Consider the following 18,300-nt stretch of genomic DNA (forward strand, 5'->3'; position numbering starts at 1 on the left):
GGCTTCATCTTCGTTCCTTCGTCACTACGACGAAGCCCAAATCCTCCTTAATTCACAACCTCAAATCTGTGCCATTGGCGCTGACGCCGGACAGTGGCCGGAACCCGCCATTCAGCGAGCGGCTGGCCCCAAACCCCATGACCACCAACGAAAAAGGGCCGGAGAACCGGCCCTTCCCTATCGATCAGTCCCGCCGGGGCGGAGACGCGCGAGTTTCAGTTCTTCACCGCCGCGCGGGCGTTCTGGCCGTCGCCTTCGGGCGCGGCGAGGATGTCGCGGGTGGTCGCACCCTTGTCCACGATGTTGGACGCGGGGTCGCCGACCGACGAGCGGATGCCCGGCGCCACATCCTCGCGCCCGGCCTGTTTCAGCGCCTCGGTTTCGGCGGCCGAGCGCGCGGACGGTCCGCCGAACATCGCCTCCATCGCCTGACGGCTGGAATCCGCCGTTGCCGTGGGCGCGGCGCCGGGCGCGGGCGGGACCAGCGCGAAATCGGGCGGGATGATGAGCGGAGCCTGCCGCGTCACGGCCATCTCGTCGGGCCGGTCGCGATTCATAATCCCCCGCGATCCGCAGGCCGACAATCCGGCGAGCGTTCCCAGAAGGCAGGTGGCAATCATCAACTTACGCATGTTCGTGACTCTCCGTCTTTGCGCCCTTTTCGCCCAGCAGCAGCGCCCGCGCAAGCAGGATCAGCACGCCCAGCGTAATAGCCGCATCGGCAAGGTTGAAAACGAGGAACGGCCGCCATTCGCCGAAATGCAGGTCCGCATAATCGACGACGAAGCCCAGCCGCACCCGATCGATGATGTTGCCGAACGCGCCGCCCAATATCGCCCCCAGCGCGATCACATCCTGCCGCGCCTTCTCGCGCCACATCCACACCGCGACGAAGGTGGCGATGGCCAGCGTCATGCCGACCAGCGCCCAGCGCATCGCATCGGTGCTGGCGTGGAAGAAGCCCATGGAAACGCCCCGGTTCTCCAGCCAGCGCAGCTTGAAGATCGGCACTATCTCCAGCCCGGCGTCGCCGCGCGACTGCAATTGCAGCGGCACGGTGACGATATATTTGACGAGCTGGTCGAGCAGCAGCACGATAGCCGCGATGCTGACCCCCAGCACGCGATGCCGCCGGACGGGCGGCGCGGCCACCGGCTTTTCCGCGTCGCTCATGCAAGCATGTCCTCGCAGCGGCCGCACAGCGCGCCGTCCTGCTCCACTTCGGGCACATGCCGCCAGCAGCGGCCGCATTTATGATGCCCGGTCGGAGTGACGGCGATCGCCTCGCCCTGCTGCTTCACCTCGGAGACGATGCACAGCTCGGCCATGTCCACGCCGTCCGCCTGCGGCAGCGGCGGCATGACGACATCGGCCTCCAGGCTCGACCGCACGGTCTTTTCCCGGCGCAGCGGCTCGATCGCCTCGTTGACCTGATCGCGCGAGGCGCGCAGCGCCGCCCATTTCGCGCCCAGCCCCTCGTCCTTCCACGCCGCATCAACCTCCGGCCAGGTCAGCAGGTGCACGCTGTCCGCATCCGGGTAGCGGCTGGCCCACACTTCCTCGGCCGTGAACGGGATGATCGGGGCGGCATAGCGCACCATCGCATGGAACAGGATATCGAGCACGGTGCGATAGGCGCGGCGCTTGTCCGTCTGCCTGCCCGTCGCCGGATTGACGTCGCAATAGAGGCAATCCTTGCGGATATCGAAGAAGAAGGCCGAAAGGTCGATATTGGCGAAATCGTTCAATGCGCGGGCATAGCGGCTGAATTCCAGCCAGCTGTCGCTGTCGCGTCGCTCGACCACCTCGCGCATCACCTCGTCCAGCTCGGCGAGGCGGTGGAGCATGTAGCGCTCCAGCTCCGGCATCTCGCCCGCCGGCACCTTCTCCTCCTCGCTGAAGTCCGCGAGCGCGCCGAGCAGATAGCGGAAGGTGTTGCGCAGCTTGCGATAGGCGTCGGAGCTGCCCGCGAGCACCTCCTTGCCGATGCGGACGTCATCGAAATAATCGGTGCTGGCGACCCACATGCGCAATATGTCGGCGCCGCTCTCACTCATGATCTTGAGCGGATCGACCACATTGCCGAGGCTCTTCGACATCTTGCGGCCCTGCCCGTCGAGCGCGAAGCCATGGGTCAGCACCGCGCCATAGGGCGCGCGGCCGCGCGTGCCGCAGCTTTCGAGCAGCGAGGACTGGAACCAGCCGCGATGCTGGTCCGACCCTTCGAGATAGAGGTCGGCGCGCACCCCCTGCCCATATTTCTGCTCGACGACGAAGCTGTGGGTCGAGCCGCTGTCGAACCACACGTCGAGAATGTCGTTGACGACCTCATAGTCGGCGAGCGCATAGTCCGGGCCGAGCAGCGCCTGATGATCCGCGCCGAACCATGCGTCGGCGCCCCCGGTCTTGAACGCCTCGACGATGCGGGCGTTAACGGCGGGGTCGTTCAGATATTCGCCGGTCTGGCGGTGGACATAGAGCGCGATCGGCACGCCCCAGGCGCGCTGGCGCGAGATCACCCAGTCCGGGCGGCCCTCGACCATCGAGCGGATGCGGTTGGTCGAGCGGCGCGGCACCCAGCGGGTGTGGTCGATCGCGTCGAGCGCGGTTTCGCGCAGCGTCGCGCCATTGCCCTGCCGCGCGAGGATCGCCTCCTCCTCGGCGCAGCGCGGGGTGATGCCGTCGCTGATCGCGCGATCCATCGGGATGAACCATTGCGGCGTGCAGCGATAGATGATCCGCGCCTTGGAGCGCCAGCTGTGCGGATAGCTGTGGCGGAACTCACCCGCCGAAAGCAGCGCCCCCGCTTCGCGCAGATCGGTGAGGATCGGGCCTTCCGGGCCGTTGAACTTCGTGTTGATGACGCTGCCCTGCCCGCCGAGCCACACCCAATCGTCGCGATAGCGGCCATCGTCGGTGACGGCGAACACCGGGTCGATGCCCATCGCCTTGCAGGCGAGGAAATCCTCCTCGCCATGGTCCGGGGCCATATGGACGAGGCCGGTGCCCGCGTCGGTGGTGACGTGATCGGCGGCGAGGAACGGGCGCGGTCGGGCGAAGAAGCCGCCGAGATGGTGCATCGGGTGCTGCGCGATGGCACCGGCGAGCTTCGTGCCGGGGAACGCATCCGAACGGGCGGTGACGGTCAGCCCAGCGCGCGCGGCGAACTGGTCGGCCAGCGCCTCGGCCACCAGATATGTGCGATCGGCAGTCAGCATCACATAATCGACCGCCTCCCCATAGGCGAGGCCCTGATTGACGGGGATCGTCCACGGGGTCGTCGTCCAGATCACCGCATGGGCGCCGACCAGTTCCGGCGCGTTCGGCGCTTCGACGATCTCGAACGCCAGATCGATCTGCGTCGAGACGACATCCTCATATTCGACTTCCGCCTCGGCCAGCGCGGTCTTTTCGACCGGCGACCACATCACCGGCTTGGCGCCGCGATAGAGCTGGCCCGTCTCCGCGAATTTCAGCAACTCGCCGACGATCGCGGCCTCCGCCTCGAACTTCATCGTCAGGTAAGGATCGTTCCAGTCGCCCATCACGCCGAGGCGCTTGAACTGCTCCTTCTGCACATCGACCCATTTGTCGGCATAGGCGCGGCATTGCGCGCGGAATTCCTGCGCGGGGACCTCGTCCTTGTTCAGCTTCTTCTTGCGATATTCCTCCTCGATCTTCCATTCGATCGGCAGGCCGTGGCAATCCCAGCCGGGAACATAGGGCGCATCCTTGCCCAGCAGCGACTGCGAGCGGACGATGATATCCTTCAGCACCTTGTTGAGCGCATGGCCCATGTGGATATCGCCGTTCGCATAAGGCGGGCCATCATGCAGGATGAAGCGTTCCCGCCCCGCGCGCGCCTGCCGCAACCGACCGTAAAGATCGTCCGCTTCCCACTTCGCGGCGATCGCCGGTTCCTTCTGGGCAAGCCCCGCCTTCATCGGGAAAGCGGTGACGGGGAGGAAGACGGTATTCTTGTAATCGGGCGCGTCAGTCATAATCCGCTCAAGCACTCAACAGCCATCCGCCAAGAGCTTCGCCCGGCCCGCGCCTGCGATGGCGGATCGGCCCCCGCTCGGCACGAATGGGGCAATGGGAATATGGCGCTCTAGGCGACCAGAGGCGTCTCCGCAAGGATTTGCCGCGCATGCTCGCAATCCAGCGCGATCTGGTGCTGCAACGCCTCGAAGCCGTCGAACTTGCCCTCGCCGCGCAGCCAGGCGATCATCTGCACCTCGATGGTCTGGCCGTAGAGGTCGCCGGAAAAGTCGAAGAAATGCGGCTCCAGCACCTCTCGCGGCGGATCGATCATCGGGCGGATGCCGAGATTGGCCGCGCCGTCGACCACCCACCCGCCGGGCAGCAGCCCGCGCACCGCGTAAACGCCATAGGCCGGACGCAGATAGGGCCCCATGTCGATATTGGCGGTCGGGAAATTGAGCTTGCGCCCGAACTTGTCGCCATGCTGGACCACGCCCTGCACCGCGAAGGGGCGACTAAGCAGCCGGGTCGCCGTCGCGCAATCGCCGGATTTCAGCGCCTCGCGGATCAGGCTGGAGGAAACGATCTCGCCCTTGTCGCTGGTGACGGGCGCCACCGCCTCGTTGCGCAGGCCCGCGGCGGGGCCGAGTTCGGCCAGCGTCGCAACGGAACCGCTGCGCCCCCGGCCGAAGGTGAAGTCCTCGCCCGTGACCACCCCGGCCGCGCCCATATGCGTCACCAGCATGTCGATGAACTCCGCCGCGCTGTGGGAGGCAAGCTCATGGTCGAAATGGAACACCAGCATCGCATCGGCCCCGGCGGCGGCGAAGAGGCGCTGGCGCTGGTCGAGCGTGGTCAGGCGGAACGGCTCCGCATCGGGCTGGAACAGGCGCATCGGATGCGGGTCGAAGGTCGCGACGATCGCCGGGCGCCCTTCGTCCCGCGCCCATTGGATCGCCCGGCCCACCACCGCCTGATGGCCGCGATGGAAGCCGTCGAAATTGCCCATGGCGATGATCGCGCCGCGCAGCGACGGCGGCATCGCCTCGCGATTGTCGAGCCGGGGGATGGTCGCTGCGGCCTGCGTCATTTGCCGCCCCGCCGCCGGTAGGTGACGAAGCTGTAAGCCGGGCGCGATCCCTCGGCGGGGAAATCCTGCCGCGCGTCCTCCCGCCACTCCGTCGGGTCGGGCGCGGGGATCGTCACGTCGCCCTGCGCGTCCAGATGCACCTCGGTCAGCTCGATCCGGTCTGCGACCGGCAGGAACTGGTTGTAGATCTCGCCGCCGCCGATCACCGCGATATGGGGGGCGTTGGCGATGCGGATCGCCTCTTCCGGGCTGCCGACCGCCTCCGCCCCGTCCTCCTGCCAGCCGGCATCACGGGTCAGCACGATATGGCGACGTCCTTCCAGCAGGCCGGGCAGGCTGTCGAACGTCTTGCGCCCCATTATCATCGGGCTGCCCGTAGTCAGCGCCTTGAAGCGGCGCAGGTCGCTGGGCAGATGCCAGGGCAGCCGCCCGTCCCGCCCGATCACGCCATTATCGGCGCGGGCGAAGATCAGGATGATTTCCGGGTGATTCATCGCCGCGCCCTTCCTTACAGCTCCAGCCGGGTAACATGGCCCATCTTGCGTCCGGCGCGCGCCTCGTGCTTGCCGTAGAGATGCAGATGATTGACGGGGTCCGCCAGCAGATCGCGCCACGCATGGGCGTCCGCGCCGATCAGGTTGCGCATCTCCACGCCCCGCGCGGCCAGGCCGGTATCGCCGAGCGGCAGGCCGCAGATCGCGCGGATATGGTTTTCGAACTGGCTGGTAATCGCGCCCTCGATGGTCCAGTGCCCGCTATTGTGGACGCGCGGCGCCATTTCGTTGAACACCGGCCCGGCAGCGCCCGCGAAGAATTCCAGCGTCAGCACGCCGACATAATCGAGCGCCTCGGCGACCTTGCGCGCCATCGCCCGCGCTTCCTCGACCTGCGCGGCGATGGCCGGACCGGCGGGCACGGTGGAGGTCGCCAATATGCCGTCGACATGGACATTGGCCGGGCTGTCCCAGAAGCGGACGTCGCCATCGCCCCCGCGCACGAGGATGACGGAGAATTCCTGGTCGAAGGTCACGAAGCCTTCGAGGATCGAGGGCACCTGCCCCACCGCATCCCACGCGGCGGCGGCGTCGGCTCCCTCGCCGATCCGCACCTGCCCCTTGCCGTCATAGCCGAAGCGGTTGGTCTTGAGGATCGACGGCGTGCCGATCTTCTCCAGCGCGGCGGTCAGATCGTCGATGCTGTTCACGGCGGCGAAGGGCGCGGTGCGCCCGCCAAGGCCGGTCACATAGTGTTTTTCCCGCAGCCGGTCCTGCGCGATTCGCAGCGCATCGACCGGCGGGCGGACCACGCCATGCCCGGCCAGCGTCTCGATCGCACCGCTGTCGACATTCTCGAATTCATAGGTCAGCACGTCCACCGCATCGGCGAAGGCGCCGAGCGCGGCGGCGTCCTCATAGGCGCCCTGCGTCCAGAAGCTGCAACAATCGGCGGCGGGGCCGGTCGCTTCGGGCACATAGACATGGGTGCGATAGCCCAGCTGCGCGGCCGCCACGCCCAGCATCCTGCCGAGCTGGCCGCCGCCCAATATACCGATCACCGAACCGGGAGGCAGCACGCTCATTCGGGCTCCTGCGCGACATCGGCGGTCTGCTTCGCGCGCCAGGCGTCGAGCCGGGCGGCGAGCGCCTCGTCCGTGGTCGCCAGCATCGCGGCGGCGAGCAGCGCGGCGTTGACCGCCCCGGCGCGGCCGATGGCCAGCGTGCCGACCGGGATGCCGGCGGGCATCTGGACGATGGAAAGCAGGCTGTCCATGCCCTTGAGCGCCTTGGATTCGACAGGCACGCCCAGCACCGGCAGGCGCGTCATGCTCGCCGCCATGCCCGGCAGGTGCGCCGCGCCGCCCGCGCCCGCGATCACCACCTTGAGGCCGCGATCGACCGCGCCGGTTGCATAATCATAGAGCCGCTGGGGCGTGCGATGGGCGGAGACGACCTTGCATTCGTGCGGGATCTTCAGCGCCGCCAGCGTCGCGCTGACATGCTGCATGGTTTCCCAGTCCGACCGGCTGCCCATGATGACGCCGACCACCGCCCTGTCCTTTCCGACAGCGTCCGTCCGATCATCGTGCAGCGCCTTTTCCCCCGCCATTCTTCATCCTGTTCCAAAACCGGTTCGTTCCGGGCCTTAACCAGCGCAGGCCCATGGGGCAATGCCCAACATCGATTCGCGCTGCAATAGCCTCTTCCTTCGGCCCTTCTTCCGCCGCGAGCGCATGCGGCGCCGATGCCGCCGACTGTCCCCCGACAGGACAGAACGCCCCGCCGCGACGATGATGGGGACGGGATGCGGTGCTGACGGCGGCGGCGAAATCCGCTATAGGACGGGCTGCCCGTATGGATGGAAGGGGGACCCAGAAAGTGGTTGCACACAGCCCGCAAGCAGGGGATGCTGACGCTCAGTCCCGGCCCGCGCCCCTTCCTGCCTTCCATGCGGAAACCGTGATGGACGAGGATGAAAAGTCCCTCACCATCAAGGAGTTGCGGAACGAGATTTCCACACTGCGGCGGGAATTGCGGATGCTGCGCATCGCCAATGCGGAGCTGGAGCGGGTCGCCGTGCGCGACACCCTGACCCCGCTGTTCAACCGGCGCTATTTCCTGACCGCGCTCAGCGAGCGACTCGTGCGCGCACAGCGGTACAACACCAAGGCCGCGGTGCTGTTCATCGACGTGAACCGGATGAAATATATCAACGACCTGTTCGGCCACAGCGCGGGGGATTATGCGTTGATCCACATCGCGGGGATCGTGCAGGCGAACATCCGCGCCACCGACGTCGCCGCGCGCATCGGGGGCGACGAATTCGCGATCATCCTGGAGGAAGTGGCGGAGGACCAGGCCGCCGCCAAGGCGCAGCAGCTGGCCGACGTGATGCACCGCACGCCCTGCCTGTTCGCGGGGGAAGCGCTGCCGGTATCGGCCGCAATCGGCCTGACCATGCTGCGCCCGCACGACACCGAGGATTCGCTGATAGAGCGCGCCGACGCCGACATGTACATCCGCAAGCGCGCCTGGCAGGCCGGGCAACAGACCCAGCCCGCGCCGGCCGCCAAGCCTCTCCCCACGCCCCACGACATCGAAGCAGCCTGATCGCTCCGGCTTGTCCGGCAGATGGCGAGCACAAGGAACCGTTCGGGCTGAGCCTGTCGAAGGACTCTGGGCGCACGGAGGAGGGTTCCCACCAACCAGCCATTATTCCCGTCATGCCAGCGCAGGCTGGCATCTCGGGAGGCAGTGCGCACCATGGCCTGCGACCCCAGCCTGCGCTGGAGCGGCGGTGGCGGGAAGCCCCAAAAGCGCCGTTGAAACCCTGCCTTACCGCTCGGACAGATAATAGCGGTCGGTCGCGTTCAGCGCGTCGTCCAACTGGTAGACGATCGGCTGGCCGGTCGGGATTTCGAGGCCGGTGATCTCGTCGTCGGGAATGTTCGACAGATGCTTCACCAGTGCGCGCAGCGAGTTGCCGTGGGCGGAGATGACGACGCGCCTGCCCGCCTTCAGCTCCGGCGCGATGCGGCTTTCCCAATAGGGCAGCACGCGGGCGATGGTGTCCTTGAGGCTCTCCGTCGCCGGGATCGCGATTCCCGCATAGCGGCGGTCCTTGCTCAGGTCGAACTCGCCGCCCGGCTCCAGCGGCGGGGGCGGCACGTCGAAGCTGCGGCGCCAGATATGCACCTGTTCGTCGCCATGCCTGGCCGCCGTTTCCGCCTTGTTGAGGCCGGTCAGGCCGCCATAGTGCCGCTCGTTGAGGCGCCAGTCCTTCTCGACCGGCAGCCACAGCCGCCCCATTTCCTCCAGCGCCAGATGCAGCGTCTTGATCGCGCGGGTCTGGACCGAGGTGAAGCAGCAGTCGAAATCGAGGCCCTTTTCCTTCATCAGGCGGCCCGCCGCGCGCGCTTCCTCCGCGCCCTTTTCGGTGACGTCCACATCCCACCAGCCGGTGAAACGGTTTTCGAGATTCCAGGCCGACTGGCCATGACGGATAAGAACGAGAACGGGCATCGCGGCTCCTTGTCCCTGTAGATGGTTGTCCCTGCGCAGATAGGATCGGCGTGAAGCCGCCCTCATAGCGCGATCTTGCCACAACGCAACTTGTGCGGGGTCGCCCGCGCGGCAATAACGTGAGGGATTTTCAGAATCACGGATAGGGAGAAAGAGTGATGAGCATCGAACGCCACGTCGTCCTGCATGAAGGCCCCGGCGGCCCCTTCGAATCCATGGCCGTCTACGATCCGGCGGCGGGCACGCAGCCGGGCATGCTGCTCTTCCCCAATTTCCTGGGCACCAAGGAATGGGATTTCGCCAAGGCGGAGCAATTGGCGGCGATGGGCTTCAAGGTGCTGGTGGTCGATTATTACGGCCAGGGCAAGCGCGCGTCCGGCATGGGCGACCCGAAGGCGGGCGAATATCTCGCCGAGCTGACCGCGGACCGCGCGGCGATGCGCGACCGGCTGCTCGACGCGCTGGCGGAGTTGCGCAAGCTGCCGGGCGTGGATGCGGCGCGCTGCGGCGCGATCGGTTTTTGCGCGGGCGGCAAATGCGTGCTCGATCTGGCGCGCGCGGGCGCGGATATTCTCGCCGGCGTCAGCTTCCACGGCGTCTATGACGCGCCGCCCTTCCCCAACAAGCCGATCACCGCGAAGCTGCTGGTCTGCCATGGCTGGAACGACCCGCTCTGCCCGCCCGACGCGACCGTCGCGCTGGCCAATGAGCTGAACGAGAGCGGCGCCGACTGGCAACTGATCGCCTATGGCCACACCGGCCACGCCTTCACCGCCAACGACGTGCCGCTGAAGGACGACAGGAGCTTCGGCTTCCAGCCTTCGACCAACAACCGCAGCTGGAAGGCGATGCAGGCGCTGTTCGAGGAAGTGTTCGGTTGATTCCGGAAACCATGGCCCTGTCAGCAGGCGGGGCCATGGTGTGTTGAAGGACCAGTGAGATGGCAAGCGAAACAGGCCCGGAGGATATTCCCGCCCGGTTCGAGGCCGCCTGGAACGCCCACGACATGGAGGCGTTCGGGCGGCTGTTCCACGCCGATGCCAGCTTCGTGAACCGGTTCGGTACCTATTGGCGCGGGGTTGACCGGATCGTCGCCGGTCATGCCCGCATCCATGCCTCGGTCTACAGCGATTCGACCCTCGCCAACGCCGCGCCCGATATCGATCGGATCGGCAAGGATGCCGCGATCCTCCACTTCTGGTCACGCCTCAGCGCGGGACAGGCTCACCCTGAGGGGCCGCATCAGGTCGATACGATAATCCTGGCGGTCGTGACCCGCCGCGAAGGAGAATGGCGCATACAGGCGCTGGAGAATGTCACGCTCGTCAATCCGATGACCGGGGCGCCGGTATTGCGGGACGCCCCGTTGCCATAGAAGCTCCAGCCTCAAATCTCGTCGATGATCTCCGCCAGCGCGGCGAGGCAGTCCTTGCCGAGCTGGGCCGAGCGCGCCGGGGACCAGCCATAGTCCTCGTCGGGCAGGTCGTCATGATCCTTGAACGGCATTTCCAGCGTCATCGCCACCGCGCCATAGCGCTCCGCCACCTGCGCGGTGGACATGGAAAGGTTCGCCCGGCCCGGCGGCGCGGCGGGATAGCCGATCCGCGTCTGGAAATCCGGCGTGCGCGCGGCCAGCAGGTCACGATAGCGATTGTATAGGTCGAGCCGGTCCTGCCGCAGCGACGGTATTCCTTCGAACCCGGCGATGAACACCGCGGGGATCGCCTCGTCGCCATGCACGTCCATCGCGAAATCGACGCCGGTGCGGTCCATCTCCGCGCGTACCAGATAGACCTCCGGGCTGCGCTCCAGCGAGGGCGCGTGCCATTCGCGGTTGAGGTTCACGCCCACCGCATTGGTGCGCAGATGGCCGCGTCTGCTGCCGTCCGGGTTCATGTTCGGCACGATGTGGAAGGTCGCTTGTCCGCGCAGCAGCCGCGCCACGCTGTCCTCCGGATCACACAGCCGTTCCAGCGCGCCTTCCATCCACCATTCGGCCATCGTCTCGCCCGGATGCTGGCGCGCGTAGAGCCAGACCTGCTTTTCCCCCTCGCCCAGCGTCAGCAGGTCGAGCGGCTGGCAGTCGAGCGTCAGCCCCAGTTCCTTCTGCGTCACGCCCGGCTGGCGCCCGGCCCATGCCACCATGTCATGATGGCGCTCCATCGAATAGGGCGCGAAATAGGCGACCCACAGCGCGTTGCCGTCCGGCTCCACGCGGATCGTCAGCCGGCCGTCGGCATAATCGGTATCGGCGAGCCACCAGTTCTCGCGATCCTCGCTCACCCGCGCCCTGTAGTTCGGCCAGCCGTCGGGATAGGCGGATCCGGCGCAATTGGTGAGGACGAGTTCCACCTGCCGCCCGGCGGCGCCCGCCACGCGGAAATGGAACCATTGATAGAAATCGCTGTCCTGATCCCTCAATATCTCCAGCTCCGCCCGCCAGACGGGCGCGGCGGTGTCGATGGAAAGGATGCGGATATTGCCCGCGTCGAAGGCGCTGCTGATCGATAGGGTCATTTGACGGTTATAGTCTCGCCCGACCGGCCCGGATAGTCCTTGAACAGCGCCGCCGCGAGCTTGCCGGCGGACAGCCCCGCCTGAGAGGCCGGGGTGCCGACCTTGGCGCTGGTCTCGGCGCGGCCTTCCCATACCGGCTGGCTGTCGGCCCGGCGGCGGATCTGCACCGACAGGCGGGTGACGACCACGTCCTTGGGCTTGCCGGACAGGTTGATGCCGATGCCGACGCCAAGGCCGCTGCCATAGCTGCCGGTCGCGCCGCCCACGCCGACGCTGACCGGCGAACGGCCCCCGGCGTCGAGCGGCGAGCGCACCTCCCGGTCGTAGGCGATCAGCGCGACATAATCGCTGGCGCGCAGCGTCTGGCGGCCCGTTTCGTCGGTGAAGCCGACACGCTGCAATTCCTGCGCGACGGCGCCCGCGAAGGTGCGATATTCGATGCTGTCGTCGCGCGGGCCGGGCTGCGGCTCCACGACGATGCCGCCGGTCCGGGGCACCGCCGCGCCCGGCGCGTGGAAGCGCGTGACCTCCACCGGCGGGATCGAGGCCGCGCAGCCGGAAAGGGCCAGCCCGCCCATCATCGCCATCACTGCAAGGCTGAGGTGCCGGGACATAGTTTCTTCTCCGCATTTGCCGAAAACCGGTCGCCGCGACCGCATTTTCCTTTCCTTGCCCATATTATCCCTGCACGGAAGATGAACAAGAGAGCATGAGGCCGGGCCCGCGCCGGAATATTTCGCCGCCGCGCCGCTCGCGCTTGACTTTGGGGCCCAAGCGCCATAGGGGCTGCGCTTCGAATTTCCGTACCACAGAATCATTATCGAAGGCTGCGTCATGAAGATCCGCAACTCGCTGAAGTCACTGAAGGACCGCCACCGGGACAACCGCGTGATCCGTCGTCGCGGTCGTACCTATGTCATCAACAAGACGAATCGCCGCTTCAAGGCGCGTCAGGGCTGATCGCCCCGCCAGCGGCGGCCTTGCGCCTGCCGGTTGGTGATTGATGCATGACGAAACCCGGTCGAAAGGCCGGGTTTTTCGTGTTTGCGAGAGGGAAGGCATCGCGGCGGGAAGCCGAGATTGGACCTCGCCCCTTATCTTCACCCCAGCGCAGGCTGGGGTCGCGGACCATGCGCGCACCGCCTCCTGAGATGCCAGCCTGCGCTGGCATGACGTGAGAGGGGGTGGAAAACTGACATAGCCTCAACCGTCATGCTGAACTTGTTTCAGCATCCATCAAGCCCCACACTCCTCCGCTCAATCCGGTGAAATGGACCCTGAGCCGAAGGCCAGTGCAGCTAACCAAGTTCAGGGTGACGATGAAGGCAAAGGTCCGTTCTGGCCGAAATCCACCTCCCTCAATCATGCCCCTTCAGCTCATCGCCGCGCAGATGGGCGACGTGGATCACATTGGTCGACCCCGGCGTTCCGAACGGCACGCCCGCCAGCACGATGATCTTGTCGCCGCCCTCGGCCAGCTTGTGGCGCAGCGCCATGCGGCGGGCCTTGCCGACCATTTCTTCGAAGCTGCCGACATCCTTGGTGCGCACCGCATGCACGCCCCAGAACAGCCCCATGCGCCGCGCCGTTTCCGCGCGCGGGGTCAGCGCCAGGATCGGCGTGTGCGGCCGCTCGCGCGAGACGCGGCGCACCGTGCTGCCGCTCAGCGTGAAGCAGACGATCGCCCGCGCGCTCACCGTCCGGGTGATGCTGCCCGCCGCCTCGGCCAGCGCGTCGGCGGTGGTCGCGTCGGGCTTGGTCTGGGTGAAATGCAGCCGGTCGAGATAGCCCGGCCCGGTCTCGACGGTGCGGGCGATGCCGTCCATCATCGCCACCGCCTCGCGCGGGAAATCGCCCGCCGCCGTCTCGGCCGACAGCATGATCGCGTCCGCCCCGTCATAAACGGCGGTGGCGACGTCGGACACCTCGGCACGGGTCGGGGTCGGCGCCTTGATCATCGATTCGAGCATCTGGGTCGCGACCACCACCGGGCGCCCCATGCGCCGTGCTGCCGCGACGATCTGTTTCTGAAGAGGGGGCACCGCCTCGGGCGGCAGCTCGACGCCCAGATCGCCGCGCGCCACCATCACGCCGTCGGCCAGTTCCAGTATCTCGTCCAGCCGCTGGATCGCCGCCGGTTTCTCGATCTTGGCCATCAGCGCGCCATGGCCGCCCATCAGCCGCCGCGCCTCGGCCAGATCCTCCGGGCGCTGCACGAAGCTCAGCGCCACCCAGTCCACGCCCAGCTGCATGGCGAAGGACAGGTCGCGCCGGTCCTTGTCCGTCAGCGCGGCGAGCGGCAGCACGACGTCCGGCACGTTGACGCCCTTGCGGTTGGAAAGCGCCCCGCCCACCTCGACGACGGTTTCGATGCGATTGTCGTCGACCTCCCGCACGCGCAGCACCAGCCGGCCGTCGTCCAGCAGCAGCCGGGTGCCGGCCTTCAGCGCCTCATAGATCTCGACATGGGGCAGGGTGACGCGGCTGGCGTCGCCGGGCGTGTCGTCGCGATCCAGCACGAAGCTCTGCCCCGCCTTCAGCGTCACCAGATTGTTGGCGAAGCTGCCGACGCGCAGCTTGGGCCCCTGAAGGTCGGCCAGGATCGTCATCGGCCGCCCATATTCCTTTTCCAGCGCGCGGATATGGGCGAGGTTGGCGGCATGGTCGTCATGCGTGCCATGGCTCATGTTGAGGCGGAAAGCGTCGGCCCCCGCCAGATACAGCTCGCGGATCGTCGCCGGGTCGGAGCTTGCGGGACCGAGGGTAGAAAGAATGCGGACTTTCCGCGCACGAGGGGGAAGGCTTTTCAAGACAGCTCCTTTAACGATCCCTTCGGACGGCTTGCGCACCGCCGCTGTTTTCATCGACAGGATGAGGCGCTATCCCCGCTGCACGACAGGAATATGACGCAGGAACCCTAGCATGGAAGAACCGATAATCAATGACGCAGCGGCAGCCGCCGCCTTTCGCAGGCTAATCCGCCATCTGCGCCACCGCACCGACGCGCAGAATGTGGACCTGATGGGGCTGGCGGGCTTCTGCCGCAACTGCCTCGCCGACTGGGTGGCCGAGGCCGATGGGCGGATGAGCCGGGAAGAGGCGCGCCACGCCGTCTACGGCATGCCCTATGCGGAGTGGAAGGCGAAGCATCAGGGCGAGGCGACGCCCGAACAGCTCGCGCGGATGGAAGAAAGCATAGCCAGAAACCGCGCGAGCGATTAAGGACGTCGCCTTTCTTTCTGTCACCACGATTCAGCCTGGGGATTTATCACATGAGCGAAGGCAATGTCGCCGCCGAACAGCTGCGCCTTTTCATCGAGCGCATCGAGCGCCTGGAGGAAGAGAAAAAGGGGATCGCCGACGACATCAAGGATGTCTATCTTGAGGCGAAAGCGAACGGCTATGACGTGAAGACGATGCGCGCGATCGTGCGCCTGCGGAAGCTGGAAAGCCATGTCCGCCAGGAAGCCGAGGCGCTGCTGGAGACCTACAAGAACGCGCTCGGCATCGAATAGGCACGCGCGGGGCCGGGCGCCCGAAAGAGGAGAGCAATCATGGCGCAATCCCCCTGGGGATCTTCCGATTCGAACGGCAGCGGCGGCGGCGGCGAAATGATCGTCACCACCACGCCCGGCGTCGAAGGCCGCCCGGCCCGCCGCTATCACGGCATCGTCACCGGCGAAGTGATCGTCGGCGCCAATGTGTTCCGCGATCTCTTCGCGGGCATCCGCGACCTCGTCGGCGGCCGCGCGGGCGCCTATGAGGACGTGCTGCAACGCGCGCGCGAACAGGCGCTGGGCGAGATGCGCATGCGTGCGGTCGAGCTGGGCGCCAATGCGGTGATCGGCGTCGACCTCGATTATGAGGTGCTGGGGTCGAACGGATCGATGCTGATGGTGTCCGCGACGGGCACGGCGGTCACCCTCTGACCGGCGGCCTCGCCTTCCGGGCGCACGGCCCTCCCGACCTTGCGATCCCGCCCCGCGCCCGCTAGAGAGCGCGGCGATAATCCATTCACCTATAATGAGGGAGCGGCCCGTGGCAGGCCATAGCAAATTCAAGAACATCATGCACCGCAAGGGCGCGCAGGACAAGAAGCGCTCCGCCATGTTTTCGAAGCTGAGCCGCGAGATTACCGTGGCGGCGAAGATGGGCATGCCCGACCCGGACATGAACCCCCGCCTGCGGCTCGCGGTCAATGCCGCCAAGGCGCAGTCGATGCCGAAGGACAATATCCAGCGCGCGATCGACAAGGCGACGAAGGGCGAGGGCGAGAATTACGAGGAAGTCCGCTATGAGGGCTATGGCCCGCAGGGCGTGGCGATCATCGTCGAGGCGCTGACCGACAACCGCAACCGCACCGCCACCAATGTGCGCACCGCCTTCGCCAAGAATGGCGGCAATCTGGGCGCGTCCGGCGCGGTCAGCCACGGCTTCGACCGCATGGGCCTCATCACCTATCCGGCCGCCGCGGGCGATGCGGAGAAGATTTTCGAGGCCGCGCTCGAAGCCGGGGCCGAGGATGTCTCCTCGGACGAGGACGAGCACGAGATCTGGACGGCGATGGACGCGCTACACGAGGTCGCCAAGGCGCTGGAAGAGGTGCTGGGTCCGGCGGATTCGGCCAAGCTCGCCTGGCGGCCGCAGACGACGATAGAGGTGGACGAAGGCAGCGCCGGAACGCTGATGAAGCTGATCGACACGCTGGAGGATGACGACGACGTGCAGACCGTCTGGGGCAATTACGAAGTCTCCGACGAGGTGATGGCGAAGCTGGGATGAGCCCTGTGGCCCCACCTCGCTCCGGGGAGGGGCCGGCCATCCGCGCCTTCATCGGCGCGCCATGATCATCCTGGGCCTCGACCCCGGCCTCGGCACGACCGGCTGGGGCCTGATCTTCGCCGACGGCAACCGCCTCAGCCATATCGCCAACGGCCAGATCAGGACCGAAACCGCCGCCGCCCTGCCGGAGCGGCTGGTCGCGCTGGATGCGGCGCTGACCGACCTCATCCTTGAGCATCGTCCCACCGGCGCGGCGGTCGAGGAGGTGTTCGTCAACGCCAACCCGCAATCGACGCTGAAGCTGGGGCAGGCGCGCGGCGTCGTGCTGCTCAACGCGGCGCGGTCGGGCATGCAGGTCGGCGAATATGCGGCGCGGCTGGTCAAGAAATCGGTGGTCGGCGTCGGCAATGCCAGCAAGGATCAGGTCCACGCGATGGTCGCCCGCCTGCTGCCCGGCGCGAAGATCTCCGGCCCCGACGCCGCCGACGCCCTCGCCGTCGCCATCACCCACGCGCATATGCAGGCCAGTGCGAAGGCGCTGGGGCGGGTTAGGTTCTGACGCTCCCTTTCATCGTCATGCCAGCGCAGGCTGGCATCATTCCCGGTTACAGGGAACCAATTCCCCAGAGATGCCAGCCTGCGCCGGCATGACGGGAAATATATGATTGATTTGGGTGGTTATCTACCACTCTTCCTGCCGTTCGGGCTGAGCTTGTCGAAGCCCTGTCCTCTTTAAAGGAAGGGAAGTATAGCCGTTGGGCTTCGTACGCCCCTCACTTCCCCGCGAACATGAACGCAGCCGCGCCGATCAGGCAGGCGAAGGCGCCGGCGTGGCGCCAGCCCAGCGGCTCCTTCAGCACCAGCACCATGAACAGGCCGAACACCGCCAGCGCGATCACCTCCTGCGCGATCTTGAGCTGGCCGCCGGACCAGCCCTGCGCATAGCCGATCCGGTTGGCGGGCACGGCAAGACAATATTCGACGAAGGCGATGGCCCAGCTGATGAGGATCACCGTCATCAGCGGGCGCGCCATGCCCCCTTTCAGATGCCAGTACCAGGCGATCGTCATGAAGAAATTGGAAGCGATGAGCAGCAATATCGTCGGCATGTCCCCTGCCATATTGCGATCCGGCCGCGCCGCCAATCGCTTTCGCGCCTGCGCGCGCGGCGCATATTTTGCTTGGAAACGAAGGGTGAACATGGCTAAGGATCATCCCATGGTCCAGATCGCCCCCTTCCCTCCTCGCGGCATCCGATGATCGCGCATCTCAAAGGGCTGCTCGCCAGCACCGGCCTCGACCATGCGGTGGTCGACGTGGGGGGCGTGGGCTATCTGTTCGGCGCCTCGACGCGGACGCTGGCGGCGCTCGGCCCGGTGGGCGAAGCGGTGACGGTGCATACCGAGATGCTGGTGGCGGAGGATTTCATCCGCCTCGTCGGCTTCGCCAGCGCGGGCGAGCGGGACTGGTTCCGCCTGCTGACCGGCGTGCAGGGCGTGGGCGCGCGCGTGGCGCTCGCGATCTTGTCGGCGCTCGACGGGGCGGAATTGCACCGCGCCATCGCCACGCAGGACAAGGCGATGGTGGCACGCGCCAACGGCGTGGGCCCGAAACTGGCCGAGCGCATCGTGCGCGAGCTGAAGGACAAGACCGGCACCATCGCGGGCGGCACGGCCTTTGGAGGCGTTGGCGGCGCAGCGATCGCGGCGACGCCCGCGGGCGGCCTTGCCGCCGACGCGATCAGCGCGCTCGCCAGCCTCGGCTTCAAGCCCGCCGAAGCCTCTACGGCGGTGGCGGCGGCGGAAAGCGAGCTGGGCGACGGTGCCACCCTCGACGCGCTGGTCCGCCTTGCGCTGCGGAAGGCGGCGAAGTGATGCGCGAAATTCCATATTCTATGGACAAATTCGT

22 protein-coding genes are annotated in these 18,300 nt (G+C 66.7%); 10 read left to right on the forward strand and 12 right to left on the reverse strand.

Annotated features, from left to right (window positions below; translation table 11 throughout):
* Positions 1 to 215: 215 nt before the first annotated feature.
* From GGR43_RS20830 to purE, 7 genes are all read right to left on the reverse strand, one after another.
* A complete protein-coding gene (locus tag GGR43_RS20830) occupies positions 216 to 632 on the reverse strand; it encodes a DUF3035 domain-containing protein (RefSeq protein ID WP_188073741.1) in 417 nt (138 codons plus the stop codon).
* Entirely contained in the window at positions 625 to 1,173 is a 549-nt protein-coding gene (lspA, locus tag GGR43_RS20835; protein ID WP_188073742.1) for a signal peptidase II, read from the reverse strand. The genes GGR43_RS20830 and lspA overlap by 8 nt, the downstream gene beginning before the upstream one ends.
* A complete protein-coding gene (gene ileS, locus GGR43_RS20840) occupies positions 1,170 to 4,001 on the reverse strand; it encodes an isoleucine--tRNA ligase (protein ID WP_188073743.1) in 2,832 nt (943 codons plus the stop codon). The genes lspA and ileS overlap by 4 nt, the downstream gene beginning before the upstream one ends.
* Before the next feature lie 110 nt (positions 4,002 to 4,111).
* Positions 4,112 to 5,074: a bifunctional riboflavin kinase/FAD synthetase gene (locus tag GGR43_RS20845; RefSeq protein ID WP_246343961.1), complete on the reverse strand. Its 963-nt coding sequence runs from the start codon at positions 5,072 to 5,074 to the stop codon at positions 4,112 to 4,114.
* Entirely contained in the window at positions 5,071 to 5,568 is a 498-nt protein-coding gene (locus GGR43_RS20850) for a dihydrofolate reductase (RefSeq protein WP_188073744.1), read from the reverse strand. The genes GGR43_RS20845 and GGR43_RS20850 overlap by 4 nt, the downstream gene beginning before the upstream one ends.
* Before the next feature lie 14 nt (positions 5,569 to 5,582).
* The gene (locus tag GGR43_RS20855; RefSeq protein ID WP_188073745.1) at positions 5,583 to 6,653 is read right to left on the reverse strand and encodes a 5-(carboxyamino)imidazole ribonucleotide synthase; all 1,071 of its coding nucleotides are present in this window, start codon (positions 6,651 to 6,653) and stop codon (positions 5,583 to 5,585) included.
* Positions 6,650 to 7,105, reverse strand: a complete 456-nt coding sequence (gene purE, locus GGR43_RS20860) for a 5-(carboxyamino)imidazole ribonucleotide mutase (protein WP_425502252.1) — start codon at positions 7,103 to 7,105, stop codon at positions 6,650 to 6,652. The genes GGR43_RS20855 and purE overlap by 4 nt, the downstream gene beginning before the upstream one ends.
* Positions 7,106 to 7,533: 428 nt before the next feature.
* Between purE and GGR43_RS20865 the strand changes: the two genes are divergently transcribed.
* Positions 7,534 to 8,181: a GGDEF domain-containing protein gene (locus GGR43_RS20865; protein ID WP_246343962.1), complete on the forward strand. Its 648-nt coding sequence runs from the start codon at positions 7,534 to 7,536 to the stop codon at positions 8,179 to 8,181.
* A gap of 225 nt (positions 8,182 to 8,406) precedes the next feature.
* On the opposite strand, the gene gpmA is transcribed toward GGR43_RS20865, so the two are convergent.
* Entirely contained in the window at positions 8,407 to 9,093 is a 687-nt protein-coding gene (gene gpmA, locus GGR43_RS20870) for a 2,3-diphosphoglycerate-dependent phosphoglycerate mutase (protein WP_188073748.1), read from the reverse strand.
* Between the two features lie 158 nt (positions 9,094 to 9,251).
* Here gpmA and GGR43_RS20875 point away from each other — a divergent pair, with 158 nt between their 5' ends.
* On the forward strand, positions 9,252 to 9,974 hold the full coding sequence (locus GGR43_RS20875; protein WP_188073749.1) for a dienelactone hydrolase family protein: 723 nt from the start codon (positions 9,252 to 9,254) through the stop codon (positions 9,972 to 9,974).
* A gap of 59 nt (positions 9,975 to 10,033) precedes the next feature.
* The gene (locus GGR43_RS20880; protein WP_188073750.1) at positions 10,034 to 10,468 is read left to right on the forward strand and encodes an SgcJ/EcaC family oxidoreductase; all 435 of its coding nucleotides are present in this window, start codon (positions 10,034 to 10,036) and stop codon (positions 10,466 to 10,468) included.
* Between the two features lie 11 nt (positions 10,469 to 10,479).
* Here GGR43_RS20880 and GGR43_RS20885 read toward each other — a convergent pair whose 3' ends face one another.
* Together GGR43_RS20885 and GGR43_RS20890 are read right to left on the reverse strand one after the other, a co-directional pair.
* Positions 10,480 to 11,610, reverse strand: a complete 1,131-nt coding sequence (locus GGR43_RS20885; RefSeq protein ID WP_188073751.1) for a M14 family metallopeptidase — start codon at positions 11,608 to 11,610, stop codon at positions 10,480 to 10,482.
* Positions 11,607 to 12,224 carry a DUF4136 domain-containing protein gene (locus tag GGR43_RS20890; RefSeq protein ID WP_188073752.1) on the reverse strand — a complete coding sequence of 206 codons (618 nt, stop codon included), beginning with the start codon at positions 12,222 to 12,224 and terminating at the stop codon, positions 11,607 to 11,609. The genes GGR43_RS20885 and GGR43_RS20890 overlap by 4 nt, the downstream gene beginning before the upstream one ends.
* 220 nt (positions 12,225 to 12,444) lie before the next feature.
* On the opposite strand from GGR43_RS20890, the gene ykgO reads away from it, so the two are divergent.
* A complete protein-coding gene (gene ykgO, locus GGR43_RS20895) occupies positions 12,445 to 12,570 on the forward strand; it encodes a type B 50S ribosomal protein L36 (protein WP_003046794.1) in 126 nt (41 codons plus the stop codon).
* 398 nt (positions 12,571 to 12,968) lie between these two features.
* On the opposite strand, the gene pyk is transcribed toward ykgO, so the two are convergent.
* Complete coding sequence (pyk, locus tag GGR43_RS20900; RefSeq protein WP_188073753.1) at positions 12,969 to 14,420, reverse strand: pyruvate kinase; 1,452 nt, start codon at positions 14,418 to 14,420, stop codon at positions 12,969 to 12,971.
* A gap of 112 nt (positions 14,421 to 14,532) precedes the next feature.
* Between pyk and GGR43_RS20905 the strand changes: the two genes are divergently transcribed.
* The 5 genes from GGR43_RS20905 (at position 14,533) to ruvC (ending at position 16,951) form a co-directional block, all read left to right on the forward strand.
* Positions 14,533 to 14,832: a DUF1244 domain-containing protein gene (locus GGR43_RS20905; protein ID WP_188073754.1), complete on the forward strand. Its 300-nt coding sequence runs from the start codon at positions 14,533 to 14,535 to the stop codon at positions 14,830 to 14,832.
* 50 nt (positions 14,833 to 14,882) lie between these two features.
* Positions 14,883 to 15,125: a DUF2312 domain-containing protein gene (locus GGR43_RS20910; RefSeq protein ID WP_188073755.1), complete on the forward strand. Its 243-nt coding sequence runs from the start codon at positions 14,883 to 14,885 to the stop codon at positions 15,123 to 15,125.
* A 96-nt stretch (positions 15,126 to 15,221) separates the two neighbouring features.
* Positions 15,222 to 15,539, forward strand: a complete 318-nt coding sequence (locus GGR43_RS20915; protein WP_188073784.1) for a heavy metal-binding domain-containing protein — start codon at positions 15,222 to 15,224, stop codon at positions 15,537 to 15,539.
* 109 nt (positions 15,540 to 15,648) lie between these two features.
* A complete protein-coding gene (locus tag GGR43_RS20920) occupies positions 15,649 to 16,392 on the forward strand; it encodes a YebC/PmpR family DNA-binding transcriptional regulator (RefSeq protein WP_188073756.1) in 744 nt (247 codons plus the stop codon).
* Between the two features lie 61 nt (positions 16,393 to 16,453).
* Entirely contained in the window at positions 16,454 to 16,951 is a 498-nt protein-coding gene (gene ruvC / locus GGR43_RS20925; RefSeq protein WP_188073757.1) for a crossover junction endodeoxyribonuclease RuvC, read from the forward strand.
* Positions 16,952 to 17,165: 214 nt separating this feature from the next.
* On the opposite strand, the gene GGR43_RS20930 is transcribed toward ruvC, so the two are convergent.
* Positions 17,166 to 17,501 carry a DMT family protein gene (locus GGR43_RS20930; protein WP_188073785.1) on the reverse strand — a complete coding sequence of 112 codons (336 nt, stop codon included), beginning with the start codon at positions 17,499 to 17,501 and terminating at the stop codon, positions 17,166 to 17,168.
* 147 nt (positions 17,502 to 17,648) lie between these two features.
* Here GGR43_RS20930 and ruvA point away from each other — a divergent pair, with 147 nt between their 5' ends.
* Positions 17,649 to 18,266, forward strand: coding sequence for a Holliday junction branch migration protein RuvA (gene ruvA / locus GGR43_RS20935; protein WP_188073758.1), 618 nt, complete (start codon positions 17,649 to 17,651; stop codon positions 18,264 to 18,266).
* Positions 18,267 to 18,300 lie beyond the last annotated feature (34 nt).

Origin of the sequence: Sphingobium jiangsuense (genome assembly GCF_014196495.1) — a bacterium.
GTDB classification, from domain to species: domain Bacteria; phylum Pseudomonadota; class Alphaproteobacteria; order Sphingomonadales; family Sphingomonadaceae; genus Sphingobium; species Sphingobium jiangsuense.